Annotated in this window: 15 protein-coding genes and 1 pseudogene; 13 read left to right on the plus strand and 3 right to left on the minus strand. The window is 65.7% G+C overall.

Annotated elements, in window-relative coordinates; all coding sequences use genetic code 11:
- The 3 genes and pseudogenes from Q0743_RS02180 to Q0743_RS02190 all read left to right on the plus strand — a co-directional run.
- Window positions 1-291 (plus strand): annotated as a pseudogene (locus tag Q0743_RS02180) (ABC transporter ATP-binding protein); the annotation flags it as partial.
- Between the two features lie 4 nt (window positions 292-295).
- Window positions 296-1,693 carry a hypothetical protein gene (locus Q0743_RS02185; protein ID WP_298239954.1) on the plus strand — a complete coding sequence of 466 codons (1,398 nt, stop codon included), beginning with the start codon at window positions 296-298 and terminating at the stop codon, window positions 1,691-1,693.
- The gene (locus Q0743_RS02190) at window positions 1,690-2,841 is read left to right on the plus strand and encodes a Gfo/Idh/MocA family oxidoreductase (protein WP_298239955.1); all 1,152 of its coding nucleotides are present in this window, start codon (window positions 1,690-1,692) and stop codon (window positions 2,839-2,841) included. The genes Q0743_RS02185 and Q0743_RS02190 overlap by 4 nt, the downstream gene beginning before the upstream one ends.
- Window positions 2,842-2,994: 153 nt before the next feature.
- Here Q0743_RS02190 and Q0743_RS02195 read toward each other — a convergent pair whose 3' ends face one another.
- The gene (locus Q0743_RS02195; protein WP_298239956.1) at window positions 2,995-3,420 is read right to left on the minus strand and encodes a universal stress protein; all 426 of its coding nucleotides are present in this window, start codon (window positions 3,418-3,420) and stop codon (window positions 2,995-2,997) included.
- A 50-nt stretch (window positions 3,421-3,470) separates the two neighbouring features.
- On the minus strand, window positions 3,471-4,007 hold the full coding sequence (locus Q0743_RS02200) for a histidine phosphatase family protein (protein ID WP_298239957.1): 537 nt from the start codon (window positions 4,005-4,007) through the stop codon (window positions 3,471-3,473).
- 184 nt (window positions 4,008-4,191) lie between these two features.
- Here Q0743_RS02200 and Q0743_RS02205 point away from each other — a divergent pair, with 184 nt between their 5' ends.
- The 9 genes from Q0743_RS02205 (at window position 4,192) to Q0743_RS02245 (ending at window position 17,814) form a co-directional block, all read left to right on the plus strand.
- Entirely contained in the window at window positions 4,192-5,661 is a 1,470-nt protein-coding gene (locus Q0743_RS02205) for an FAD-binding oxidoreductase (protein ID WP_298239958.1), read from the plus strand.
- Window positions 5,662-5,746: 85 nt separating this feature from the next.
- Window positions 5,747-6,259, plus strand: coding sequence for a peptide-methionine (R)-S-oxide reductase MsrB (gene msrB / locus Q0743_RS02210; RefSeq protein ID WP_298239959.1), 513 nt, complete (start codon window positions 5,747-5,749; stop codon window positions 6,257-6,259).
- 226 nt (window positions 6,260-6,485) lie between these two features.
- Window positions 6,486-8,744: a flagellar hook-basal body complex protein gene (locus tag Q0743_RS02215; RefSeq protein WP_298239960.1), complete on the plus strand. Its 2,259-nt coding sequence runs from the start codon at window positions 6,486-6,488 to the stop codon at window positions 8,742-8,744.
- Between the two features lie 35 nt (window positions 8,745-8,779).
- Window positions 8,780-10,663, plus strand: a complete 1,884-nt coding sequence (gene flgK / locus Q0743_RS02220; RefSeq protein ID WP_298239961.1) for a flagellar hook-associated protein FlgK — start codon at window positions 8,780-8,782, stop codon at window positions 10,661-10,663.
- Between the two features lie 20 nt (window positions 10,664-10,683).
- The gene (locus Q0743_RS02225; RefSeq protein ID WP_298239962.1) at window positions 10,684-12,567 is read left to right on the plus strand and encodes a flagellar protein; all 1,884 of its coding nucleotides are present in this window, start codon (window positions 10,684-10,686) and stop codon (window positions 12,565-12,567) included.
- Window positions 12,568-12,638: 71 nt separating this feature from the next.
- Window positions 12,639-13,424: a hypothetical protein gene (locus Q0743_RS02230; RefSeq protein WP_298239963.1), complete on the plus strand. Its 786-nt coding sequence runs from the start codon at window positions 12,639-12,641 to the stop codon at window positions 13,422-13,424.
- Complete coding sequence (locus Q0743_RS02235; protein ID WP_298239964.1) at window positions 13,414-15,063, plus strand: hypothetical protein; 1,650 nt, start codon at window positions 13,414-13,416, stop codon at window positions 15,061-15,063. Before Q0743_RS02230 ends, Q0743_RS02235 begins: the two co-directional genes overlap by 11 nt.
- A gap of 1 nt (window position 15,064) precedes the next feature.
- Entirely contained in the window at window positions 15,065-16,318 is a 1,254-nt protein-coding gene (locus Q0743_RS02240) for a hypothetical protein (RefSeq protein ID WP_298239965.1), read from the plus strand.
- Window positions 16,315-17,814, plus strand: coding sequence for an aspartate aminotransferase family protein (locus Q0743_RS02245; protein WP_298239966.1), 1,500 nt, complete (start codon window positions 16,315-16,317; stop codon window positions 17,812-17,814). The genes Q0743_RS02240 and Q0743_RS02245 overlap by 4 nt, the downstream gene beginning before the upstream one ends.
- A 101-nt stretch (window positions 17,815-17,915) precedes the next feature.
- Here the strand turns inward: Q0743_RS02245 and flbT are convergent, their stop codons facing one another.
- Entirely contained in the window at window positions 17,916-18,356 is a 441-nt protein-coding gene (gene flbT / locus Q0743_RS02250; protein ID WP_298239967.1) for a flagellar biosynthesis repressor FlbT, read from the minus strand.
- Window positions 18,357-18,677: 321 nt separating this feature from the next.
- On the opposite strand from flbT, the gene Q0743_RS02255 reads away from it, so the two are divergent.
- Window positions 18,678-20,277 (plus strand): DUF1522 domain-containing protein (locus tag Q0743_RS02255; RefSeq protein WP_298239968.1); only part of this gene is annotated, 1,600 nt, incomplete at its 3' end.

The following is a 20,277-nucleotide window of genomic DNA, read 5'->3' on the forward strand; positions in this document are numbered from 1 at the left end:
GAGCCGTTCGGCGCCCTCGACGCGCTGACGCGCGAGCGCATGAACGTCGAACTGATGCGGATCCAGCGCGAGACGAAGAAGACGGTGCTGCTGATCACGCACTCGATTCCCGAGGCCGTGTTCCTCGCCGATCGCGTGCTGGTCATGACCGAACGGCCCGGTGCGGTCGCGGCGATCTACGACGTGCCGCTGCCGCGTCCGCGCTCGCTCGATGTGATGGCCGATCCGGTCTTTACCGAGCTGGTACAACGCATCCGCAAGCATTTCTTCTCGCAAGGTTCGCTGGACTGAAATTATGGCGCCGCGCCTGAAGCTGCGAGACATCGCCTTCTTCGAACGTCCCGTGCAGTTCGCGCGGCCGTTCCGGTTTGGAGCGATCACGCTTCACGCGACGCCGCAACTGTTCGTGCGGGCCGAGATCGAGGTGGAGGGCAGGGGAAGCGCGGTCGGTGCCAGCGCCGAGTTGCTGGTGCCGAAATGGTTCGACAAGCGGCCGGAGCTGTCGCCGGCGCAGACCGTCGACGGGCTGCGCCGCTCGCTGGAGATCGCGCGCGGGCTTTATCTGGCGCAAGCCGGCCTCCAGACGGCGTTCGGCCTGCACGCCTCGTGTATCGGCGATCAGGTCGCGGCTTGTGCAAAAGAGAACATTCCACCGCTTGCCGCCGCTTATGGTCCCGCTGAAATCGATAAAGCCATCCTCGATGCGCTGCTGCGCGGTGTGGAGACCAACTTCTTTGACGGCATGGCCGGCAACATTGCCGGCATGGATACCCGGCTGTCGCCGGACCTGAAGGACGCGGACCTCACGACATTTCTTACTGGTCGCAAACCGCTGCCACGCGTTGCGATCAGGCATACCGTCGGCCTCGACGACACCGTTGAAGGCGAGGGCGGTGTGGCCGATGCCCGTGAGAATGCTGGTGCAAGCTACTTCAAGCTGAAACTGTCGGGCGATCCCGCTGCTGATGCTGCGCGGCTGGCGAGGATCGGTACGGAGCTCGACGCGCTTGGGCGCGATACCAAAGTGACGCTGGACGCCAACGAGCAGTACGCTGACCTGGCCGTGCTGCAGGCGCTGATGGATCGGCTCGATCACGATGCCGCCTTGCACCCGATCGCATCGCGTCTGCTGTATGTCGAGCAGCCGATGCCACGCGACATCACACGGCAATCGCCACTCGGTTCGCTCGCCGCGCGCGGATTTATCATCGACGAGGCCGACGATTCCTACGATGCTTTCCCCGCGGCGCGTGCGCTCGGTTATTGCGGCATCTCGTCAAAATCCTGCAAGGGGCTCTACAAATCCATCGTCAATGCGACACGCGCGGCCAAATGGAGCGCAAGTGGCGCACGGTTCTTCGTGACCGGTGAAGACCTGACCTGCCAGGCGGGCCTCGCCGTGCAGCAGGACCTTGCGCTCGGCGCCTTCATCGGCGTCCCCCACGCCGAACGCAACGGCCACCACTATGTCAGCGGCTTTGGCGAGACGCCTCTCGCAGAGGCACAGGCCTTCGCCGCCGCGCATCCCGATCTCTACGCCGATGCCGGGCAGGGCATCCGCCTCTCCATTCACAACGGCGATCTCCTGACGGGATCGCTCAACACAGTGGGATTTGCGACGTCGGTCCATCCGGACTGGACGGCGCTTCGCCCGCTCGAACAGCCAAGATCACTTCAGGAGTATCCGGCATGACCACCCAACGTCTCGGCCTCATCATGAACGGCGTCACCGGCCGCATGGGGCTCAACCAGCATCTGATCCGCTCGATCGTCGCGATCCGCGACCAGGGCGGCGTCCGCCTCAAGAACGGTGACCGCATCATGCCCGATCCGATCCTGGTCGGCCGCAGCGCCGAGAAGGTCGAGGCGCTCGCCAAGCGCTACAACATCACGCGCTGGACCACCGATCTCGATGCCGCGCTCGCCGACAAGAACGACACCATGTTCTTCGACGCCGCGACGACGCAGGCGCGCCCGGGCCTGCTGACCCAGGCCATCAATGCCGGCAAGCACGTCTATTGCGAGAAGCCGATCGCGACGAATTTCGAGGAAGCCGTCGAGGTCGTGAAGCTCGCCAATGCCAAGGGCGTCAAGCACGGCACGGTGCAGGACAAGCTGTTTCTGCCCGGCCTGAAGAAGATCGCCTTCCTGCGCGATAGCGGTTTCTTCGGTCGCATCCTCTCGGTGCGCGGCGAGTTCGGCTATTGGGTGTTCGAGGGCGGCTGGCAGGAGGCGCAGCGGCCGTCCTGGAACTACCGCGACGAGGACGGCGGCGGCATCATCCTCGACATGGTCTGCCACTGGCGCTACGTGCTCGACAATCTCTTCGGCAACGTTAGAAGCGTGGTCTGCATCGGCAACACCGACATCCCCGAGCGTTTTGACGAGCAGGGTAAGAAGTACAAGGCGACCGCGGATGATTCCGCCTATGCGACCTTCCAGCTCGAGGGCGGGGTCATCGCGCACATCAACATGTCCTGGGTCACGCGCGTCTACCGCGACGACCTCGTCACCTTCCAGGTCGACGGCACGCTCGGCTCGGCGGTCGCGGGCCTCACCGACTGCATGATCCAGGCCCGGCAGGCGACCCCGAGGCCGGTGTGGAATCCCGACGAGAAGCGGCTGCACGATTTCTACGGCGACTGGCAGAAGCTGCCCGACAATGTCGCTTATGACAACGGCTTCAAGGAGCAGTGGGAGATGTTCATCCGCCACGTCTACGAGGATGCTCCCTACAAGTTCACGCTGCTCGAAGGCGCCAAGGGCGTGCAGCTTGCCGAATGCGCGCTGAAGAGCTGGAAGGAGCGGCGCTGGATCGACGTCGCGCCGATCAAGGTGTGAGATTTCTCGGACAAGCCCCGATGTTTACCAAGCCGTCATTGCGAGCGAAGCGAAGCAATCCAGAGTCTTTCCGCAGAGGCGGTCTGGATTGCTTCGTCGCCAGCGCAAATTGCTTCGCAATTTGTCGCGGGCTCCTCGCAATGACGGACCCCCTCAGTGCCGCACCACCAGCACCGAGCATTTGGCGTAGCGCACGACGTGGCCGGCATTGGAGCCGAGGAAATAGGTGCGCATCGCCGGGCGGTGCGAGGTCATCACGATCAGATCGGCCTTCATGTGCGCGGCTTCCTCCAGGATCTCGTGGTAGATGCCGCCCTGGCGCACCACGCTGGAGATGCGGCTCGGCTCGATGCCGGACTCGCGCGCGACGATGGCAAGCGCCTCTTCCGAGGTCTGGCGCTGCTGCTCGTCGAAATCGGCCGGTACGTATTCGGCCAGCATCACCGGCGTCATCGGCAGCACGTTGAGCAGCCGCACCTGGCCGTTCCAGGTCTGCGACAGCGTGGCCGCAGTCGCGATCGCCGGCTTGGCGAGATCGGTGTCGGCGAGGTCGATGGGCACGAGGATGGACTTGAACATCTGCGCCTCCAAATCTTTCGGTCAGCAGGACTTGCCGGCCCGTCGCGCGATCATCCCGATCGAAGCAGCTTGGGGCTGACGAACAGCACCAGCTTGCCGCGGCGGTAGGCCACGTCCCCCCAATCCTCGACGTCAAAGTCGAAGACTGCAAGCCCCGAGGTGGGGAGATTGTCGGCAAGCGCCTTGGCACCGGCGGGATCGCCGCCGCCCATCAGCATGAGTGCGGCCTCGTGCATGCCGGGATTATGGGCGACCAGCAGCAGCTGCTTCGGATCGGCCGGGGCGGTTGCAGTGCGAATGGAATCCAGGATCTGCGCGGGATCGGCGCCGTAGAGTTCCGGCAGGATCTCGACCTGCGGCGTCGGGACGCGGTCCTTCATCGCCTGCCAGGCGATGTCCCAGGTCTGCCTGGCACGGACGGCGTGCGACACCAGCACGGTATCGGGGAAGGGCGGATGGCTGGCGATCCAGTCGCCGATCTCGGCAGCATCCCTGTGGCCGCGGTCGTCGAGCCGGCGGTCCTGGTCACGGCCGCTCGGCGCGTCAGTCTCGGTCTTGGCGTGACGCAGCAGCATCAAACGGCGCATGGCATTCTCGAATCGTTCCTCGTCCAGAATAATCTACAGGCGCCGGTCGAGGACAAGGTGACGGGGGCCCGATTGGTCCATTTAAGTTGTCGTTTCGAGCATGATCTCCGCGCAAATGCATTTTGCGTTCGTCACGAGGAAAAACCGCTGCACACTGTTCCGGATCATGCTCTAAGAAAACGACATGAGCGAGACTTTCACAAGCGTGTCCCAGGAAGAAGCCGGCTTTCGCGACCGCACGCGGCTGTCGTTCGACCTTGACGCCGACATCTGCGTCATCGGGGCGGGGCTGGCCGGGCTCACCATCGCGCTGGAGGCGGCCCGGCTCGGGGCCAGCGTCGCGGTGCTCGAGGGCCGGCACGTCGGCTGGAACGCATCCGGCAACCAGCTCGGCACGGTGATGCCGGGTTTTGCGCTGCCGCTCACCGAGCTGATCGAGCGCATTGGCTTCGAGGACGCGCGTGAATTGTGGACGCTGTCGAAGGAGGGCGCCGAGTTCGTCCGGGCCAACGCCACGGAAGAGAACATGCCGGGGATCGCCAGAAGCGACGGCGTGCTGGAGGTCTCCAACGTCGATGCCGGCGACCGGCTGATCAGCCGGTTGCAGATGCTGAACGAGGATTTCGACACCGAGGTCGAGGGCTGGCAGGTCGATCGCGTCCGCGACGTGCTCAAGACCGATCACTACTTCCACGGTGTGTATTATCCCAAAGCGTTCCAGGTCGACGGGCGCAAATACGTGCACGGGGTCGCGGCGCTGGCGCGGCGGGCAGGCGCCCGCATCTTCGAGGACACGCCGGTCGTCAGCATCGATCATTCCGGTATCCGCAAGCGCATCGTCACGCCCTCGGCGCGGCTGCGCGCGACCCATATCGTGCTGGCCGGCAACATTCATCTCGGCGCGCCGTTGCGGCGCCTGTCGGAAACGCTGCTGCCGGTCTGGCGCTATGCCGGCATCACCGCGCCGCTCGGCGAGCGCGTGCACGAGATCATCGCCTTCAAGGGATCGGTGATGGATTCCGACGGTGTCGATCATTTCCGCATCGTCGACGGCGACCGGCTGATGTGGGAGAGCCCGGAGACCACCTGGGCGGCGCGGCCGCAGCGCTTTGCAGGCGCCGTCAGGCGGCGGATCCGCACGATCTTTCCCGCGCTCGGCCATGTCGAGGTCACCGAAACCTTTGGCGGCGCCACCGGCCAGACCGTGCATGGCATGCCGCAGATCGGCCAGTTGCGCAAAGGCCTGTGGGTGGCGAGCGGGTTCGGCCGCCAGGGCATGAACACCTCGGCCATGGCCGGGCAGATGATCGCCCGCAGCATCCTGTGGGGCGACGAGCGCTGGAAGCTGTTCTCGCCGTTCGAGCTGGTCTGGGCGGGCGGAGCCACCGGGCGGGTCGCAGGCCAGCTGGTCGGGATCTGGGGCAGGGCGAGTTCCGCCGCCGCGGGCTCGCTCGCCCGCTACCGCGAACGGGCCAGGACTAGGGATCGCCAGCGCGAAGCCCGCCTCGCGGAGGCCAATCGGGCTGCCGGCACCGGTCCGCGCCGCCCACCGCCCGGCGTCCGGCCGCGGCCGGCCCCGCCGCCAAGACCCGCGGCCGAGGGGGAAGAACGAACCGCGGAACCGGCCTCGCACGAGGCCGATTTGTCGCGTTAGACTGAAGAAAAATTCCGCCCGGAAGTGTAACGTCGGCCGTTAGAACCCGTATCTCAGGGCGTGGAGCTCCCACACGGAGAATGAGATGTTTGACCGCCGCATCCTGTTGACGACTGCCGCCGGCCTGTTCGGCCTTGGGGCCTTTCGCTGGCTGAGGGCAACGCCTGCCGAGGCCGGTGAGAAAGCCGCGGAAAAGTTCGAGATCACGAAGACGGAGGCTGAATGGCGCGCCCAGCTCACGCCGCAGCAATATGAGATCCTGCGCAACCATGGCACCGAGCGGCCGGGCTCCAGCCCGCTGCTGAAGGAGCATCGCAAGGGCACCTTCGCCTGCGCCGGCTGCGACCTGCCGCTGTTTGCCTCCGACACCAAGTTCGAGAGCGGCACGGGCTGGCCGAGCTTCTACCAGCCGATCGAGGGCAATGTCGGCAAGACCGAGGACCGCACCTACGGCATGCTGCGCACCGAGGTGCATTGCCGGCGCTGCGGCGGCCATCTCGGCCACGTCTTCGACGACGGTCCGAAGCCGACCGGATTGCGCTACTGCATCGACGGTTTCGGGCTGGTGTTCCATCCGGCCGCCGCGTCCGCGACTTAAGGTTAGATGTCGTTCCGGATTCGAGGCTTCGCATCGCTCCGGAACGACGATCCTCCCCGGCAATAGTTGCCGGTCCCGGCAATTGTGCCCCGGTCACCCGACCGGGGCATTTTCGTCAAGTCATTGATTCTACGAAGATACCCGCATTGGCATAGCCCTTGCGACAGTCTCCCCCGACTGCGGCCATGGTCGACCGGCCGCCGAGATCGGATTTGGAGACAAAGTTATGGGTATCTTCGATGCAATGAACACCTCGGTGGGTGGCCTGCAGGCGCAGTCCTACGCGCTGCAGAACATTTCCGGCAACATCGCGAACTCGTCCACCACCGGTTACAAGGGCATCGGCACCAGCTTCGTCGATCTCATTCCCGACTCCTCGGTCCCGAGCAAGCAGGTCGCGGGCGGCGTGACGGCCAACGCCAAGGCCACCATCACCACGCAGGGCACGATCTCCGGCTCCACCGTCGCCACCAACATGGCGATCACCGGCGACGGCTTCTTCTCGATCCAGAAGGCGACCGGCGTCGTCGACAACGTCCCGGTGTTCAGCGGCGTCACCTACTATACCCGCCGCGGCGACTTTCAGCTCAATGCCAACGGCAATCTCGTCAACGGTGCCGGCTATTACCTGATGGGCGTCACGGTCGACCCCAAGACCGGCAACCCGACCGGCAACGTTGCGAACGTCCTGAAATTCCAGAATAACTTCATCCCCGCCCAGGCCACGACCTCGATCCAGTATGCGGCCAACCTGCCGACCCAGCCGAACACTGCGGCGAGCTCGACCGCCTCGCCCGGCACGCTGCTGGCGGCCGGCGGCCTCAACCCATCGGATTTCGCTGCCAACCCGCTGCCGGTCGGCACGCCGCCCGCGCCCTACACCAACAACACCGCGTCGGGCGCCGCGGCCACCGGCAACCTCCGTTCGCCCTATTCGTCGACGACGAACACCGGCTCGGTCGCTCTCCAGAACAACTCGGCGGCCGTGGCTTCGACCACCACGTCGCTCGACAATGCGGTGGGCACGCATCTCGCGTCGAGCATCCTCACCGCGCTGAGCGGCCAGACGCTGACCATCAACGGCAACACGATCACCTTCAACGCCGGCAACACCGTCACGCTCGGCACCAACTCGACCATCGGCCTGGGAGCCGGCACGCCTGCGACGGTCCAGGACATTCTGACCGCAATTCAGAACGCGGGCGGTGCCGGCGTGACCGCCTCGCTCAACGCGAGCGGCAACATCGTGATCTCGAGCGGCACCACGACGGACGTTGCGGTGAACAGCGGAACCGCGGCCACGGCGCTCGGCATCACCAGCGTGACGCGCGGCGGCAACGTGCTGTCCTCCCCCGCGATCTCGGGATCGACGGTGCTGAGCGGCAGCGCTACGGCAGGCGGCGCTCAGGTGCTCTCCTCGGGTTTCTCGGCGGGCCCGCCCGCCGACACGATCACGGTCAACGGCCAGACGCTGACATTCGTGGCTTCGGGCGCGTCCGGCCCGAACCAGATCAACATCACCGACAACATCACGACCCTGCTCAGCAAGATCGACGCGCTCTCCGGCGCCACCGGCTCGTCCGTCAGCACCAGCGGTGTGATCACGTTGAACACGGGCACCGTGTCCAACCTGTCGGTGTCGAGTTCCAACAGCGCCGCCTTCGCAGCGCTCGGCTTCACCTCGACCATCACCAAGAACCGTAACGGCGGCGGCACCGCGGGCACCGGCGGCGTGATCGGCAACGACATCGCGACCTTCACCAAGGAGTCGATCAGCGGCGGTGCGGTGACCGCCTACAACGCTGCCGGTACGCCGGTGAACCTGCAATTGCGCTGGGCCAAGACTGACAGCGCCTCGCTGGGCGCAGGTCACTCCGACAGCTGGAATCTGTTCTACCAGACCGATCCGAACGCGACCGGCACCACGGTCGGCTGGGTCAATACGGGCCAGGCCTTCACCTTCGCTGCCGACGGATCGCTGACCACGCCGGCCGGCTCGGGCATCACCATCAACAATGTCAGCGTCAGCGGCCAGTCGCTCGGCTCCGTCGCCTTCAACATCTCGAGCGGCGGCCTGACGCAATATGCCAGCACGTCGGGCGCCGTGACCATCAACACCATCACGCAAAACGGCTACGCCGCGGGCCAACTCCGATCGGTCGCCGTCAACAACAGCGGCCTCGTGGTCGGCACCTTTTCCAACGGCCAGAACCTCAATCTGGCGCAGGTCTCGCTGTCCCATTTCAACGGCACCAACTATCTCAAGGCGATGGATGGCGGCGCGTATGCCGCGACCGAACAATCGGGCGCCGCGATCGACGGCGCATCGGGAAGCATCAGCGGTTCTTCGCTGGAAGGCTCGAACACCGACATCGCCGACGAATTCACCAAGCTGATCGTGACCCAGCAGGCCTATTCGGCCAACACCAAGGTGATCACGACCGCGAATTCGATGGTGCAGGACCTCTTGAACGTATTGCGCTGATCGGCGCGTAACGTAACCAAAGGCGGCTAGTCAACATGGGTTTGAGTTCAGCCCTTGCCAGTGCGATGAGCGGTCTGCGTGCCAACCAGGCCGCGCTCTCGATCGTCTCCTCGAACGTCGCGAATGCCCAGACGCCGGGTTACGTCGTCCAGACCCCGAACCAGATCGAGGTCACCACCGGCGATTTCGGTTCGACGGCGATGACGACCGGCGTCAGCCGGGAGCTCGACACCTATGTGCTGAACCAGCTGCGCACCGAGACCGGCGGCAGCGGTTACGCCGATCAGATGGCCAACATCCTGAAGCAGCTTCAGAATGTCTATGGCACGCCCGGCAACAGCGGCACGCTCGAAACCGCGCTGAACAATTTCACCACGGCGCTGCAGGCGCTGTCGACCAGCTCGGGCGCGTCGTCGGCGCAAACGGTTGCGCTCGGTGCGGCGCAGGCGCTCGCGACGCAACTCAACGTCACCACCAAGGGCATCCAGTCGCTGCGCTCCAACGTCGAGCAGGATCTCGGCACCTCGGCGGCAGCCGCCAACGCGGCGATGCAGAAGGTCGCCGACATCAACACCAAGCTGCAGGGCCTGTCAGCCAACGATCCCTCGGCCGCGACGCTGATGGACCAGCGCGACCAGGCCATCAACACGCTGTCGAAATATGTCGACGTCCGCGTCACCACCGACGGCTCGAACCAGGCCAATCTCTACACCACGACGGGCATCCAGCTGGTCGGGGCCGGGCTGGCTTCGCAATTCACCTTTGCGTCCGCCGGCGCGCTGTCGGCGACCTCGCTTTACAATCTCGACCCGACCAAGTCGGGTGTCGGCGCCCTCAACATCGTGCTGCCGAACGGCTCGAAGGTCGACGTCGTCGCCAACAACGTGGTCTCGTCGGGCCAGATCGCGGCCGATCTGAAACTGCGCGACGACACTCTGGTGCAGGCGCAGAACCAGATCGACCAGCTCGCCGCCACGATGTCGAGCGCGCTGTCGGACAAGACCACCGCCGGCAGCACCGTTTCCGGCCCGCCGGCCGGCTTCGATGTCGACCTCGCCGGTGCGCTGCCGGGCAACACCGCGAACTTCACCTACACGGATACGGCGACCAACACGCAGCGGCAGATCACGCTGGTCAACGTGACCGATCCGGCAGCGCTGCCGCTGCAAAATGCGGTGGGCGCCAACCCGATGCGGATCGGGGTCAACTTCTCCGGCGGCATGGGCGCGATCGCCGCTGCTCTCAACACTGCGCTCTCGACGTCGCACCTGAGCTTTTCCGCGGCGCCGGCGCCGGCAACCGCCACGACCCTGCGGGTCACGGACGACGGTTCCGGTCTCGCCAAGGTCAATTCGGCCTCGACCACCAAGACGATGTCGTCGCTGACCTCGGGCAGTCCGCAACTGGCGGTGTTCACCGACGGCGGGCAGGCGCTCTACACCGGCGCGATCACCGGCTCGGGCTCGCAGATGACCGGCCTTGCCGGACGCATCGCCGTCAACACGCAACTGGTCGCCGACCCGACCAGGATGTCGGTCTACAACACTTCGCCGGTGACGCCCGCGGGTGACACCACGCGTTCGGACTATCTCTATTCGCAGCTCACCAGCGCGGTGTTCTCCTATTCGCCGACGACCGGCCTCGGCTCGGCCAATCAGCCCTTCACCGGCAGCGTCTCGAACTACCTCCAGCAGTTCCTGAGCGTCCAGGCCAACGCCTCGACCCAGGCCACCCAGCTCCAGCAGGGCCAGGGCGTCGTGGTCTCGACGCTGCAGGCCAAGTTCGACTCGACCTCCAAGGTCAACCTCGACTCGGAGATGTCGAACTTGATCCAGCTTCAGAATGCCTACGCCGCCAATGCCCACGTCATGTCGGTGGTGCAGAGCATGATGAACACGTTGATCCAGGCTCAATTGTAAACAGTATAGGGCGCTGAAACATGTCGATCAGCAGCATCAACTACTCCTCGTCGGTTCTCGGCGCGCAGATCCGCAACATCAATCAGCAGCTCACCGATCTGTCGACGCAGCTCTCGACCGGCAAGCTGTCGCAGAACTATTCGGGGATGGGCACCAACGAGGGCTTTGCGATCGCCGGTCGCGCCCAGCTCGCCAACATCGCCGCCTATACCGACACGATCACCAACGTCAATGTCAGCATCAATCTCGCCAATACCGCGTTGCAGTCCCTGACCAAGATCCGCAGCACGGTGCAGACGGGCTCCGCCAACACCGCGCAGGATCTCAACGTCAACGGCCAGACCATCGCGCAGAACACCGCCGCCGCCCAGTTCGGCTCGATGGTCGGCGTGCTCAACACGCAGACGGGCAACCGCTATCTGTTCTCGGGCACCGCGGTCAACACGCAGTCGGTCGCGGATGCCGGTGACATCATCAACGGCACCACGACGCAGGCGGGCTTCAAGACCGTGATGGCGGAGCGCCAGGCCGCTGATCTCGGCGCCAACGGCATGGGCCGGCTGGTGCAGACGCAACCGACGCCGAGCTCGATCCAGGTGTCGGAAGACGTCGCGGGTTCGCCGTTCGGGCTCAAGATCAAGGCGGTGTCCTCGACGCTGACGGGCGCGACCGTCACCGGCCCGAGCGGCTCGCCGGTGTCGTTCTCGGTCGATCTCAACGGCGTCAATCCGAACAATGGCGACAAGCTGAGCGTCCAGTTCACCCTGCCGGACGGCACGACCGAGCAGATCGACCTGACGGCGTCGACGGCGACGCCGACGCCGCAAGGTAGCTTCGCGATCGACGCGAGCGTCCCGGTCAACCCGAACAATACCGCGGCGAACCTCAACACGGCGCTGAACACCGCGATCACGAAGCTCGCCAACACCTCGCTGGTTGCGGCCTCCGCAGTGACCGCCGGCGACAATTTCTTCAACACCGCCAGTTCCGCGATCGGCGCTCCCAAGACCAACCAGGCGGCCCCGGTCGCACCGATCAGCGGTGCCACGACGCTGTCCGGCGTGAGCCCCTCGGATTCGATCTCGCCGGGCTTCGTCGCCGGCGACACCATCACCGTCAACGGCACCACGCTGACCTTCGTGGCTTCGGGCGCCACCGGCAATCAGCTGAATGTCGGCGACAGCATCCAGACCTTGCTGAGCAAGATCGACGGCATCACCGGAACGTCGAAGCCGTCGACGATCCATGGCGGCTCGATCACGATCAACACGGACGACGCGGCCAGCCTGAACATCACCAGCTCCAATACGGGGGCGCTGGGCTCGCTCGGTTTCAGCGCGACGCCGGTGACCGCGACGCAGCCGCCGCTCCGCGTCGGGTCCTCGCCTGCGAGCTCGGCGACGACGCTGGTCAACGGCTCGGCCACCACCGTGAAATGGTATCTGGGCAATGACGGGCCCGGCTCGGCGCGCTCCACCGCGATGGCGCGGGTCGACGATTCCATCAGCGTGCAATATGGCGCCCAGGCCAACGAGGACGCGATCCGCCGGCAGTTGCAGGCGATCGCGGTGTTCGGCACCTTCTCGACCTTGCCGACCGGGCAGTATTCGGGCGGGCAGGTCTCCGCGCTGAGCCTGCGGGTGACGCAGGCGCTGACCCAGCAGCCCGGGCAACAGCGCATCGAGGACATCCAGACCGACATCGCGATGGCCCAGAACACGATGAAGGACGCCTCGACGCGCCAGACCCAGGCCAAGGCGCAGCTCCAGACCATCATCGACCAGGCGGAATCGGCTTCGCCCGACCAGGTCGCGAGCGAGATCCTGTCGCTCCAGAACGCGCTGCAGGCGTCCTATCAGGTGACCTCGAACCTGGCGCAGCTCTCGCTCGTCAAGTTCCTGTAAGGCCGCGTTAAGACGCCGTTAACCATGCCTCTTTACCTCTTGGTGAGGATTGGAGCGGGGCGGAGCTGCCGATGTCGGACAAGATGCAACTGGTGGTGGCGACGCCATGCTTTGGCGGGCAGGTATCGAGCATCTATGCCGGCTCGATCTTCGCGCTGCAGCGCGCCGTGCACGGCATGTCCAATCTCGAGCTCAAGGTGCTGCTGCGGGACGGCGACGCGCTGATCACCCGTGCGCGGGCCAACCTGGTCGCGATGTTCCTGGACGATCCCAACGCGACGCATTTCCTGTTCATCGACGCCGACATCGGCTTCAAGCCGGAGCAGGTGTTCCGGCTGATCGAATGCGGCGCGGACGTCGTCGCCGGCTGCTATCCGATCAAGCGGGTCAACTGGGACAAGGCCGCGCGGGCGATCCAGTCGGGCCGCACCGACGTGCCGGCCGCCTCGCTCGACTACGTGCTCGAGATCGAGGATCCCGACCGCATCGTCGTCGTCAACGGCTTCACCCGCGTGCGCTATGCCGGCACCGGCTTCCTGATGATCCGGCGTCACGTGCTGGAGGCGATGTGCCGCCATCCGGACTATGCGTCCCTGCAATTCTTCCGTGAGCATTCCCACGACACGCTTGCGGCGAGCCAGAACCGGTTCGCGCTGTTCGAATGCATGATCGATCCGGCGACCGGCACGTATCTCTCCGAGGACTTCGCCTTCTGCAAGCGCTGGACCGACATCGGCGGTGAGATCTGGGCCGACATCCAGAGCTCGCTCGATCACGTCGGGCCGTCGGTCTTCCACGGCGACATTGCCTCGCAATTTGCGCCGGCGCCCAAAGGGGCGGCGGCCGATGCGGCGTGAGCCTTCGGGGATGAGCGCCGGCGCATCCCGTCTGTCAGGACAGGAGCGCGCCATCGACGGCGGCTCGCGTTATCGCCTGCGCGATCTCTTCACGCCGCTGGACACGCTGCTCGTCTCCGGCGGAGATCCGCGGCTGGCGCTCGATCCGAGCGACCGCCTCAATGGCTATGGCTGCGCGGCCTCGCCGGAGCCGGAGACCTGGAATTTCGCCTCCTCGACCGCATCGACGATCTCGCAAGCCGCCTATGACCGTGCCGCGCTGGCGCGCGAAGAGCTGATGCACAAATGCCTGTTCGACGAGGTCGAGGTCGCCTTCGATGCGCGCTGCGAGGATATGCGGCACGAGCTGCGCGGCCATCTTCGGTTGCCGCCGCGCGTCGATGTCGTGTTCTCGCCCTCCGGCACGGACTCCCAGCTCCACGCCTTGTTCCTGGCGCGTGCGGTGCTCGGCGCGCCGCCGGTGACGATCGTGGTCGGCGCCGACCAGACCGGGAGCGGGACGATCCATACCGCGCGCGGGCACCATTTCAGCTCCATGACGGCGAGCGGCCTTGCGGTTCGCAAGGACGGCGCGGTCGCGGGGCTCGCCGGTGCCGGTCTCGCATTGCCGCTGCTCGCGGCGGGGCCGGAGATCGCGATGCGCGCGGACGCCGATGACGCCGTGCTACATGCGGTCGAGGCCACGATCGCGCAAGGCGCGCCGGTGCTGCTCCAGATCATGGATTCCTCGAAGCTCGGCTTGCGCGCGCCGAGCGCGGCCTGTCTCGATGAGATCGCGCGGCGCTGGCCGCGCGAGGTCCAGATCGTCGTCGATGCCTGTCAGGCCCGGCTCGGCCGCCGCCGCCTGGGCTCCTATCTCGAGCGCGGCTACATGGTGCTGATGACAGGCTCGAAATTCTACGGTGGGCCTGCCTTCAGCGGTGCGCTGCTGGTGCCGAAGGGCTTGTCGCGATCGCTCGACCGGATCGAGGGGATCGCACCTGGCATGTTCGACTATGTCGGCCGCTGCGATTGGCCGATGGCCTGGCCGGCACTGCGGTCGCGCTTCGACCGGCGGCCGAACTTCGGTCAATGGCTGCGCTGGGAGGCGGCGCTCGCCGAGATCGGTCGCTATTGCGCCGTGCCCGAGGCGTTCCGCGCCAAGGTGCTCGCCGAGCTCGCCGCCGGCATCGACAGCATGATCGCGTTGTCGCCGTCGCTTCGCTCCATTCCGGCCGCGACCGCGACGGCCAGCGCAGATGACGAGGAATTTGCACAAACCACGATCTTTCCGTTCATGCTGTTGCGCGACGGCAAACCGGTTTCGACAGCCGAGACCTGCGCCATTCATCGGGCGATGGCGCGTGACATGAACGGGCGGATCAGCGGCAGCGCGGCGGACCGGCAGGTGGCCGCGCAACGCTGCCTGATCGGCCAGCCGGTCCGTCTGGAGCGGCAGGACGGGGCACCGCAGGCCGTGCTGCGCCTTTGCGTCGGCGCCCGGCTCGTGACCGAGGCCTGGTCGCCGGATGCGGCTGAGGCGCGTCGCAACGTGCAGCACGTGCTCGATCGCATCGCCCACGTCCTGGTAAAGATCGAGCTGCTGCTCGACCGTGGCGCGGTCGCGGCCGTGCCTGTAAACTCCGCGTTCGAGGTGTGAGATGCTGGATCCGGTTTCCGCGCCGCTTCGCATGATTGCGGCGAACTGCGCCGAGCGCATCGGCTTTGCGCAGCTGACGCGCCAAGCCTTCGAAGGTGTCGACCTGCATCCATTGCGCGACCAGCTGCTGGCGCGGATCGCGGCGGGCACGGCACTCGCGGGCGAAGGGCTGGATCTGTCGTTGATCACCCAGCTTCTCGGCGACAAGGATCAGGGGCTCGCGATCCAATCGGAAGTCTTGACCTTCCATCAATTGTTCCGCACGCCGAGCACCGCACCGAAGCCGGGCCTGCGCGTGCTCGCGCTCGCCGCCGACATCGACATGGGCGGCAACACGCCGATCGATTTTCTGCTCGAAGGCTCCGACGTCGAGCTGTTGACACTTTACGTGGTCAAGGGCGTTGGCTTGCCGGAGAACTTGCCCGAGCACGACGTTGCGATCGTGATCGCTTCCGATTCCGAGGAATGCCGTGAGGCACTGACCCTGATCGAGAGGGCCGCGCCGCACTGGCCGCGGCCGCTGCTCAATCGTCCTGACCGCATCGGCAATCTCGATCGCGACAAGCTGCATCGGTTGCTCGCGGGCGTGCCGGGGCTCGACATTCCCGCGACCATCCACGCGACGCGCGCGCAATTGTTCGATCTCTCCAAAGGACGGATCGCTTGCAACGACATTGCGGATGAGCTGCGCTTTCCGATGATCGCGCGGCCACGCGGCTCGCATGCCGGCGTCGGGCTCGCCAAGCTCGACGATGAGGCGGCGCTCGCAGCCTATCTCGCCGAGCGTGGCGAACAGGATTTCTTCGTCGCGCGCTTCGTCGATTATGTGAATGCCGATGGGCTCTACCGCAAATACCGTCTCGCGATGGTCGACGGCAAACCTTACGCCTGCCACATGGCGATCGCCGACCGTTGGGACATCTGGTATCTCAACGCCTATATGGCGTTCAGCGAGGAGAAGCGGGCCGAGGAAGCCGCCTTCATGCTCGACTTCGATCGCGCCTTTGCAGAGCGCCACAGAAGCGCGCTCGAGGAGATGAGCAGGCGCGTCGGCCTCGATTATTTCATCGTCGACTGCGCCGAGAATCAGGACGGTGAGCTCCTGGTCTTCGAGGCCGACAACACCGCCGTCGTGCACAACATGGATTCGCCGCTCGTGTTTCCCTACAAGCCGCCGCAGATGCGCAAGATCTTCGCGGCGTTCGTGGCGATGCTGTCGCGGCATGCAGGAGCGGGCGAGGAGAGTGCAGCATGAACGAGATCATCCGCAACGCGCACGCCTCGATCGCGCAGACCTCGCTCGATCCGCAGGATTGGAGCGCATTCCGCGCGCTCGCCCATCGCATGCTGGACGAGGCGATTGACGGCATCGCCGATGTTCGGGCACGCCCGGTCTGGCAGCCGATTCCCGATGACGTCCGTGCGGCATTCAGGACCGACGTTCCGCGCGAGGCGAGCGAGCTTGCCGATGTCTATCGCGAATTCGCCGAGCACGTCGCGCCGTACGCGACCGGCAACGTTCATCCCGGCTTCATGGGCTGGGTGCACGGCGGCGGCACCGCTGTCGGCATGCTCGCGGAAATGCTCGCAGCCGGCCTCAACGCCAATCTCGGCGGACGAGATCACATGCCGATCGAGGTCGAGCGCCAGATCGTCGACTGGATGCGGCGCCTGTTCGCGTTTCCGGACAGTGCAAGCGGCATCTTCGTCACGGGTACGTCGATGGCCAATCTGATGGCAGTGCTGGTGGCGCGCACGTCTGCGCTCGGCACACTGGCGCGGCAGCACGGCATCGGCAACGACGGTGCGCTGCTCACGGCCTATACGTCGCAAGCTGCGCATGGCTGCGTCTCCCGGGCGATGGACATCGCCGGCTTCGGCACCGATGCGCTTCGCAAGATCGGCGTCGATGCCGACCACCGCATCGACGTTGCCGCGCTGCGCGCGCAGATCGCCGTCGATCGCGAGGTCGGGTTCAAGCCGTTCCTCGTGGTCGCCTCTGCCGGCACGGTCGACATCGGCGCGATCGACGATCTCAAGGCCGTCGCGGAGCTGTGCCGCGAGGAAGGCATCTGGTTTCACGTCGACGGCGCCTTCGGTGCGCTCGCGATCTTCTCGCCCGAGCTCGCGCCGCTGCTCGGCGGCATCGAGCTCGCCGATTCCATCGCGCTCGATTTCCACAAATGGGGACAGGTGCCCTACGATGCCGGCTTCCTGCTGGTGCGCGACGGTGAGCAGCATCGGCAGGCTTTTGCGCAGCCCGCGGCCTATCTCAGCCGCGAGGCGAGGGGGCTTGCGGCGGGCGCGGTCTGGCCTTGCGATCTCGGGCCCGATCTGTCGCGCGGCTTCCGCGCGCTGAAAACGTGGTTCACGCTGAAGACGTTCGGCACCGACCGGCTGGGTGCGACGATCGCGCGAAGCTGTGCGCTGGCGAAATATCTGGAGGTGCGCGTGCTGGCTGAGCCACGGCTGGAATTGCTGGCGCCGGTCAACCTCAACATCGTCTGCTTCCGCTACCGGGCCGATGATGCGGTCAACCGCGAGATCGTCGCCGACATCCAGGAGTCCGGAAGAGCGGCGCCGTCGGGCACGACGCTGAACGGCAGGTTCGCGATCCGCGCCGCGATCGTCAACCACCGCACCGAGGAGGCCGACATCGATGCGCTGCTCGCGGCAGTGCTGGGCTTCGGCGGACGACGGTGCGGCCACGATCTGATCGAGGTCGAGGCACCGCCGCTCGCGGCGCCATAGTGCGCGTGCAAGGTCCAAACGACGACGGCCCCGGATCATCTCCGGGGCCGTTGTCGTTTGCGGAATGCGTCGCTCGCGGCGTCGTCTCGCGAGGCCAGTGCTCAGGCGGCGGAGCTCACGTCGTCTTTGGCTGGTTCCGTCTGGGGATGGGTGGCCTCGAACTGGCTCCGCAGCTTCTCTTCATAGGCGATCAGCTTACGGGCATCCTTGAGCGCCCGGTACAGGTCGCCGTTCAGGATGTTGTTGTTGATGCCCTCGATGATCGGCCAGGCGCTCGGCACCGCCGTGACGATGTCGCGCACCAGGTTGAAATAGGTGCCGTGCTGGGTCTGCGGATCCGGCGAGATGTACATCAGCTGGACCGCCAGGTAGACGAGCTTGGCCGGCGTATCGGCGGTCTCCGGCGTGAGGATGTCCCGCTCGCGCAGGATCGGCACGTTGTCGCCGTCGATCAGGAGGCGGGCGCGCTGGTCCGTGTTGGTAATCACGCAGTTGCCGACGATGATACGTTCGTGCGGTCTGAGCTCGACCTTGAGGGCCATTGCCTGTTCTCCATCAACGCTTTCGTAACCGACCGTTCGTTGCGGCCTATCAAGACGTGATTCTCGCTCGTAACTAGTTAACGAGCTGTAAATTCACGCCCTTTGCGCTGAAAAGCCCAATCATTTCAAGGGTTCGTTTGTGTGGCGGCGCAGCGATACGAGCTGCTTCCGGGACCGAATCACGCGTGACGCGGCAAAAGCCCGGGTTTCATTTCATGTTTCGTTAGAGGTCTCGGCGCCACGGTCCGCCGGTCGCTGGGTCAATCTCGATCCAAGCAGACGTGTAACAGTAGCGTCGTTTACCAGAAAGGTAACAGAGTTATGTCAGGCATCGTCCTCTCCGCATCGGTTCGTCAGAACCTGCTCTCTCTCCAGTCCACCGCTGACCTCCTCGCCACCACGCAGAACCGTCTGTCGACCGGCAAGAGCGTCAACTCGGCTCTGGACAATCCCACGAACTTCTTCACCGCCCAGTCGCTCGACAACCGCGCCAGCGACATCAACAACCTGCTCGACGGCATCGCCAACGGCGTGCAGGTGCTGCAGGCTGCCAACACCGGCATCACCTCGCTGCAGAAGCTGATCGACAGCGCCAAGTCGATCGCCAACCAGGCGCTGCAGACCACCGTCGGTTACTCCACCAAGTCCAACGTCTCGACCACGATCGCGGGCGCAACGGCGGCCGACCTGCGTGGCACGACCTCGTTCGCCAGCGCGACCGCGAGCAGCAACGTGCTGTATAGCGGCGCAGCCGGCGGCATCACCGCGGCGAACGGCACCACCACCCTCGGCGCCACCATCGGCCAGTTCACCGGCAGCGCGGCCACGGCCGGCTCCGGCGGCACCATCACCGGCGCGATCACCCTGATCGCCACCAACGGCACGACCGCAACCGGCCTCGCCGGCGTGGCCCAGCCCGCCGACGGCGACACGCTGACCGTGAACGGCAAGACCATCACCTTCCGTTCTGGCTCGGCTCCCGCGGCGACTGCGGTTCCGACCGGTTCGGGCGTCAGCGGCAACCTCGTCACCGATGGTAGCGGCAACACCACCGTCTATCTCGGCACCGCCGGCACCCCGACCGCGACGATCAACGATCTCTTGAGTGCGATCGATCTGGCCAGCGGCGTGAAGACAGTCTCCATCAGTTCGGGTGCTGCGACGATCTCCGCGAGCTTCGGCCAGGGTGGTACCGTGTCGAGCGTCGCCGCCTCCAAGGTCACGCTGGTCAGCTCGAAGGGTGCGGATCTGAGCGTCACCGGCAAGGCCGACCTGCTCAACGCGCTCGGCCTGAGCACATCCGTGGGCGGCGGCAACGCCACCGTGAGCGTCGCCCGGACCACGAGCGCGACCTCGCTGGGTGCATCGATCGCGGACGGTTCGTCGCTGAACGTCAACGGTCACGTCATCACCTTCAAGAACGCGCCGATCCCGGGCTCGACCGGTGCGCCGAGCATTCCGAGCGGGTATGGTGCCCCCACTGGTGGTAACATCCTCACCGACGGCGCCGGCAACTCGACGGTCTATCTGGAGGGCGCCACGGTCAGCGACGTGCTGAATGCGATCGACCTTGCCACCGGCGTGCAGACGGCGTCGATCAGCGCCGCCGGCGTTGCGACGCTTTCGACGGCCACCGGCCAGACCAACTCGTCGATCAACGCCTCCGGCCTCCTCAAGATCTCGACCGGCGTCAATGCCGATCTGGCGATCACCGGCACCGGCAATGCGTTGAACGCGCTCGGCCTCGCCGGCAACACCGGAACTGCGACCGCCTTCACCGCGGCCCGCACCTCCGGCATCGGCGGCATCAGCGGCAAGACCTTGACCTTCTCCTCCTTCAACGGCGGTACGGCGGTCAACGTCACCTTCGGCGACGGCACCAACGGCACGGTCAAGACGCTCGATCAGCTCAACACCAAGC

The organism is uncultured Bradyrhizobium sp. (assembly GCF_936943645.1).
Lineage (GTDB): Bacteria > Pseudomonadota > Alphaproteobacteria > Rhizobiales > Xanthobacteraceae > Bradyrhizobium.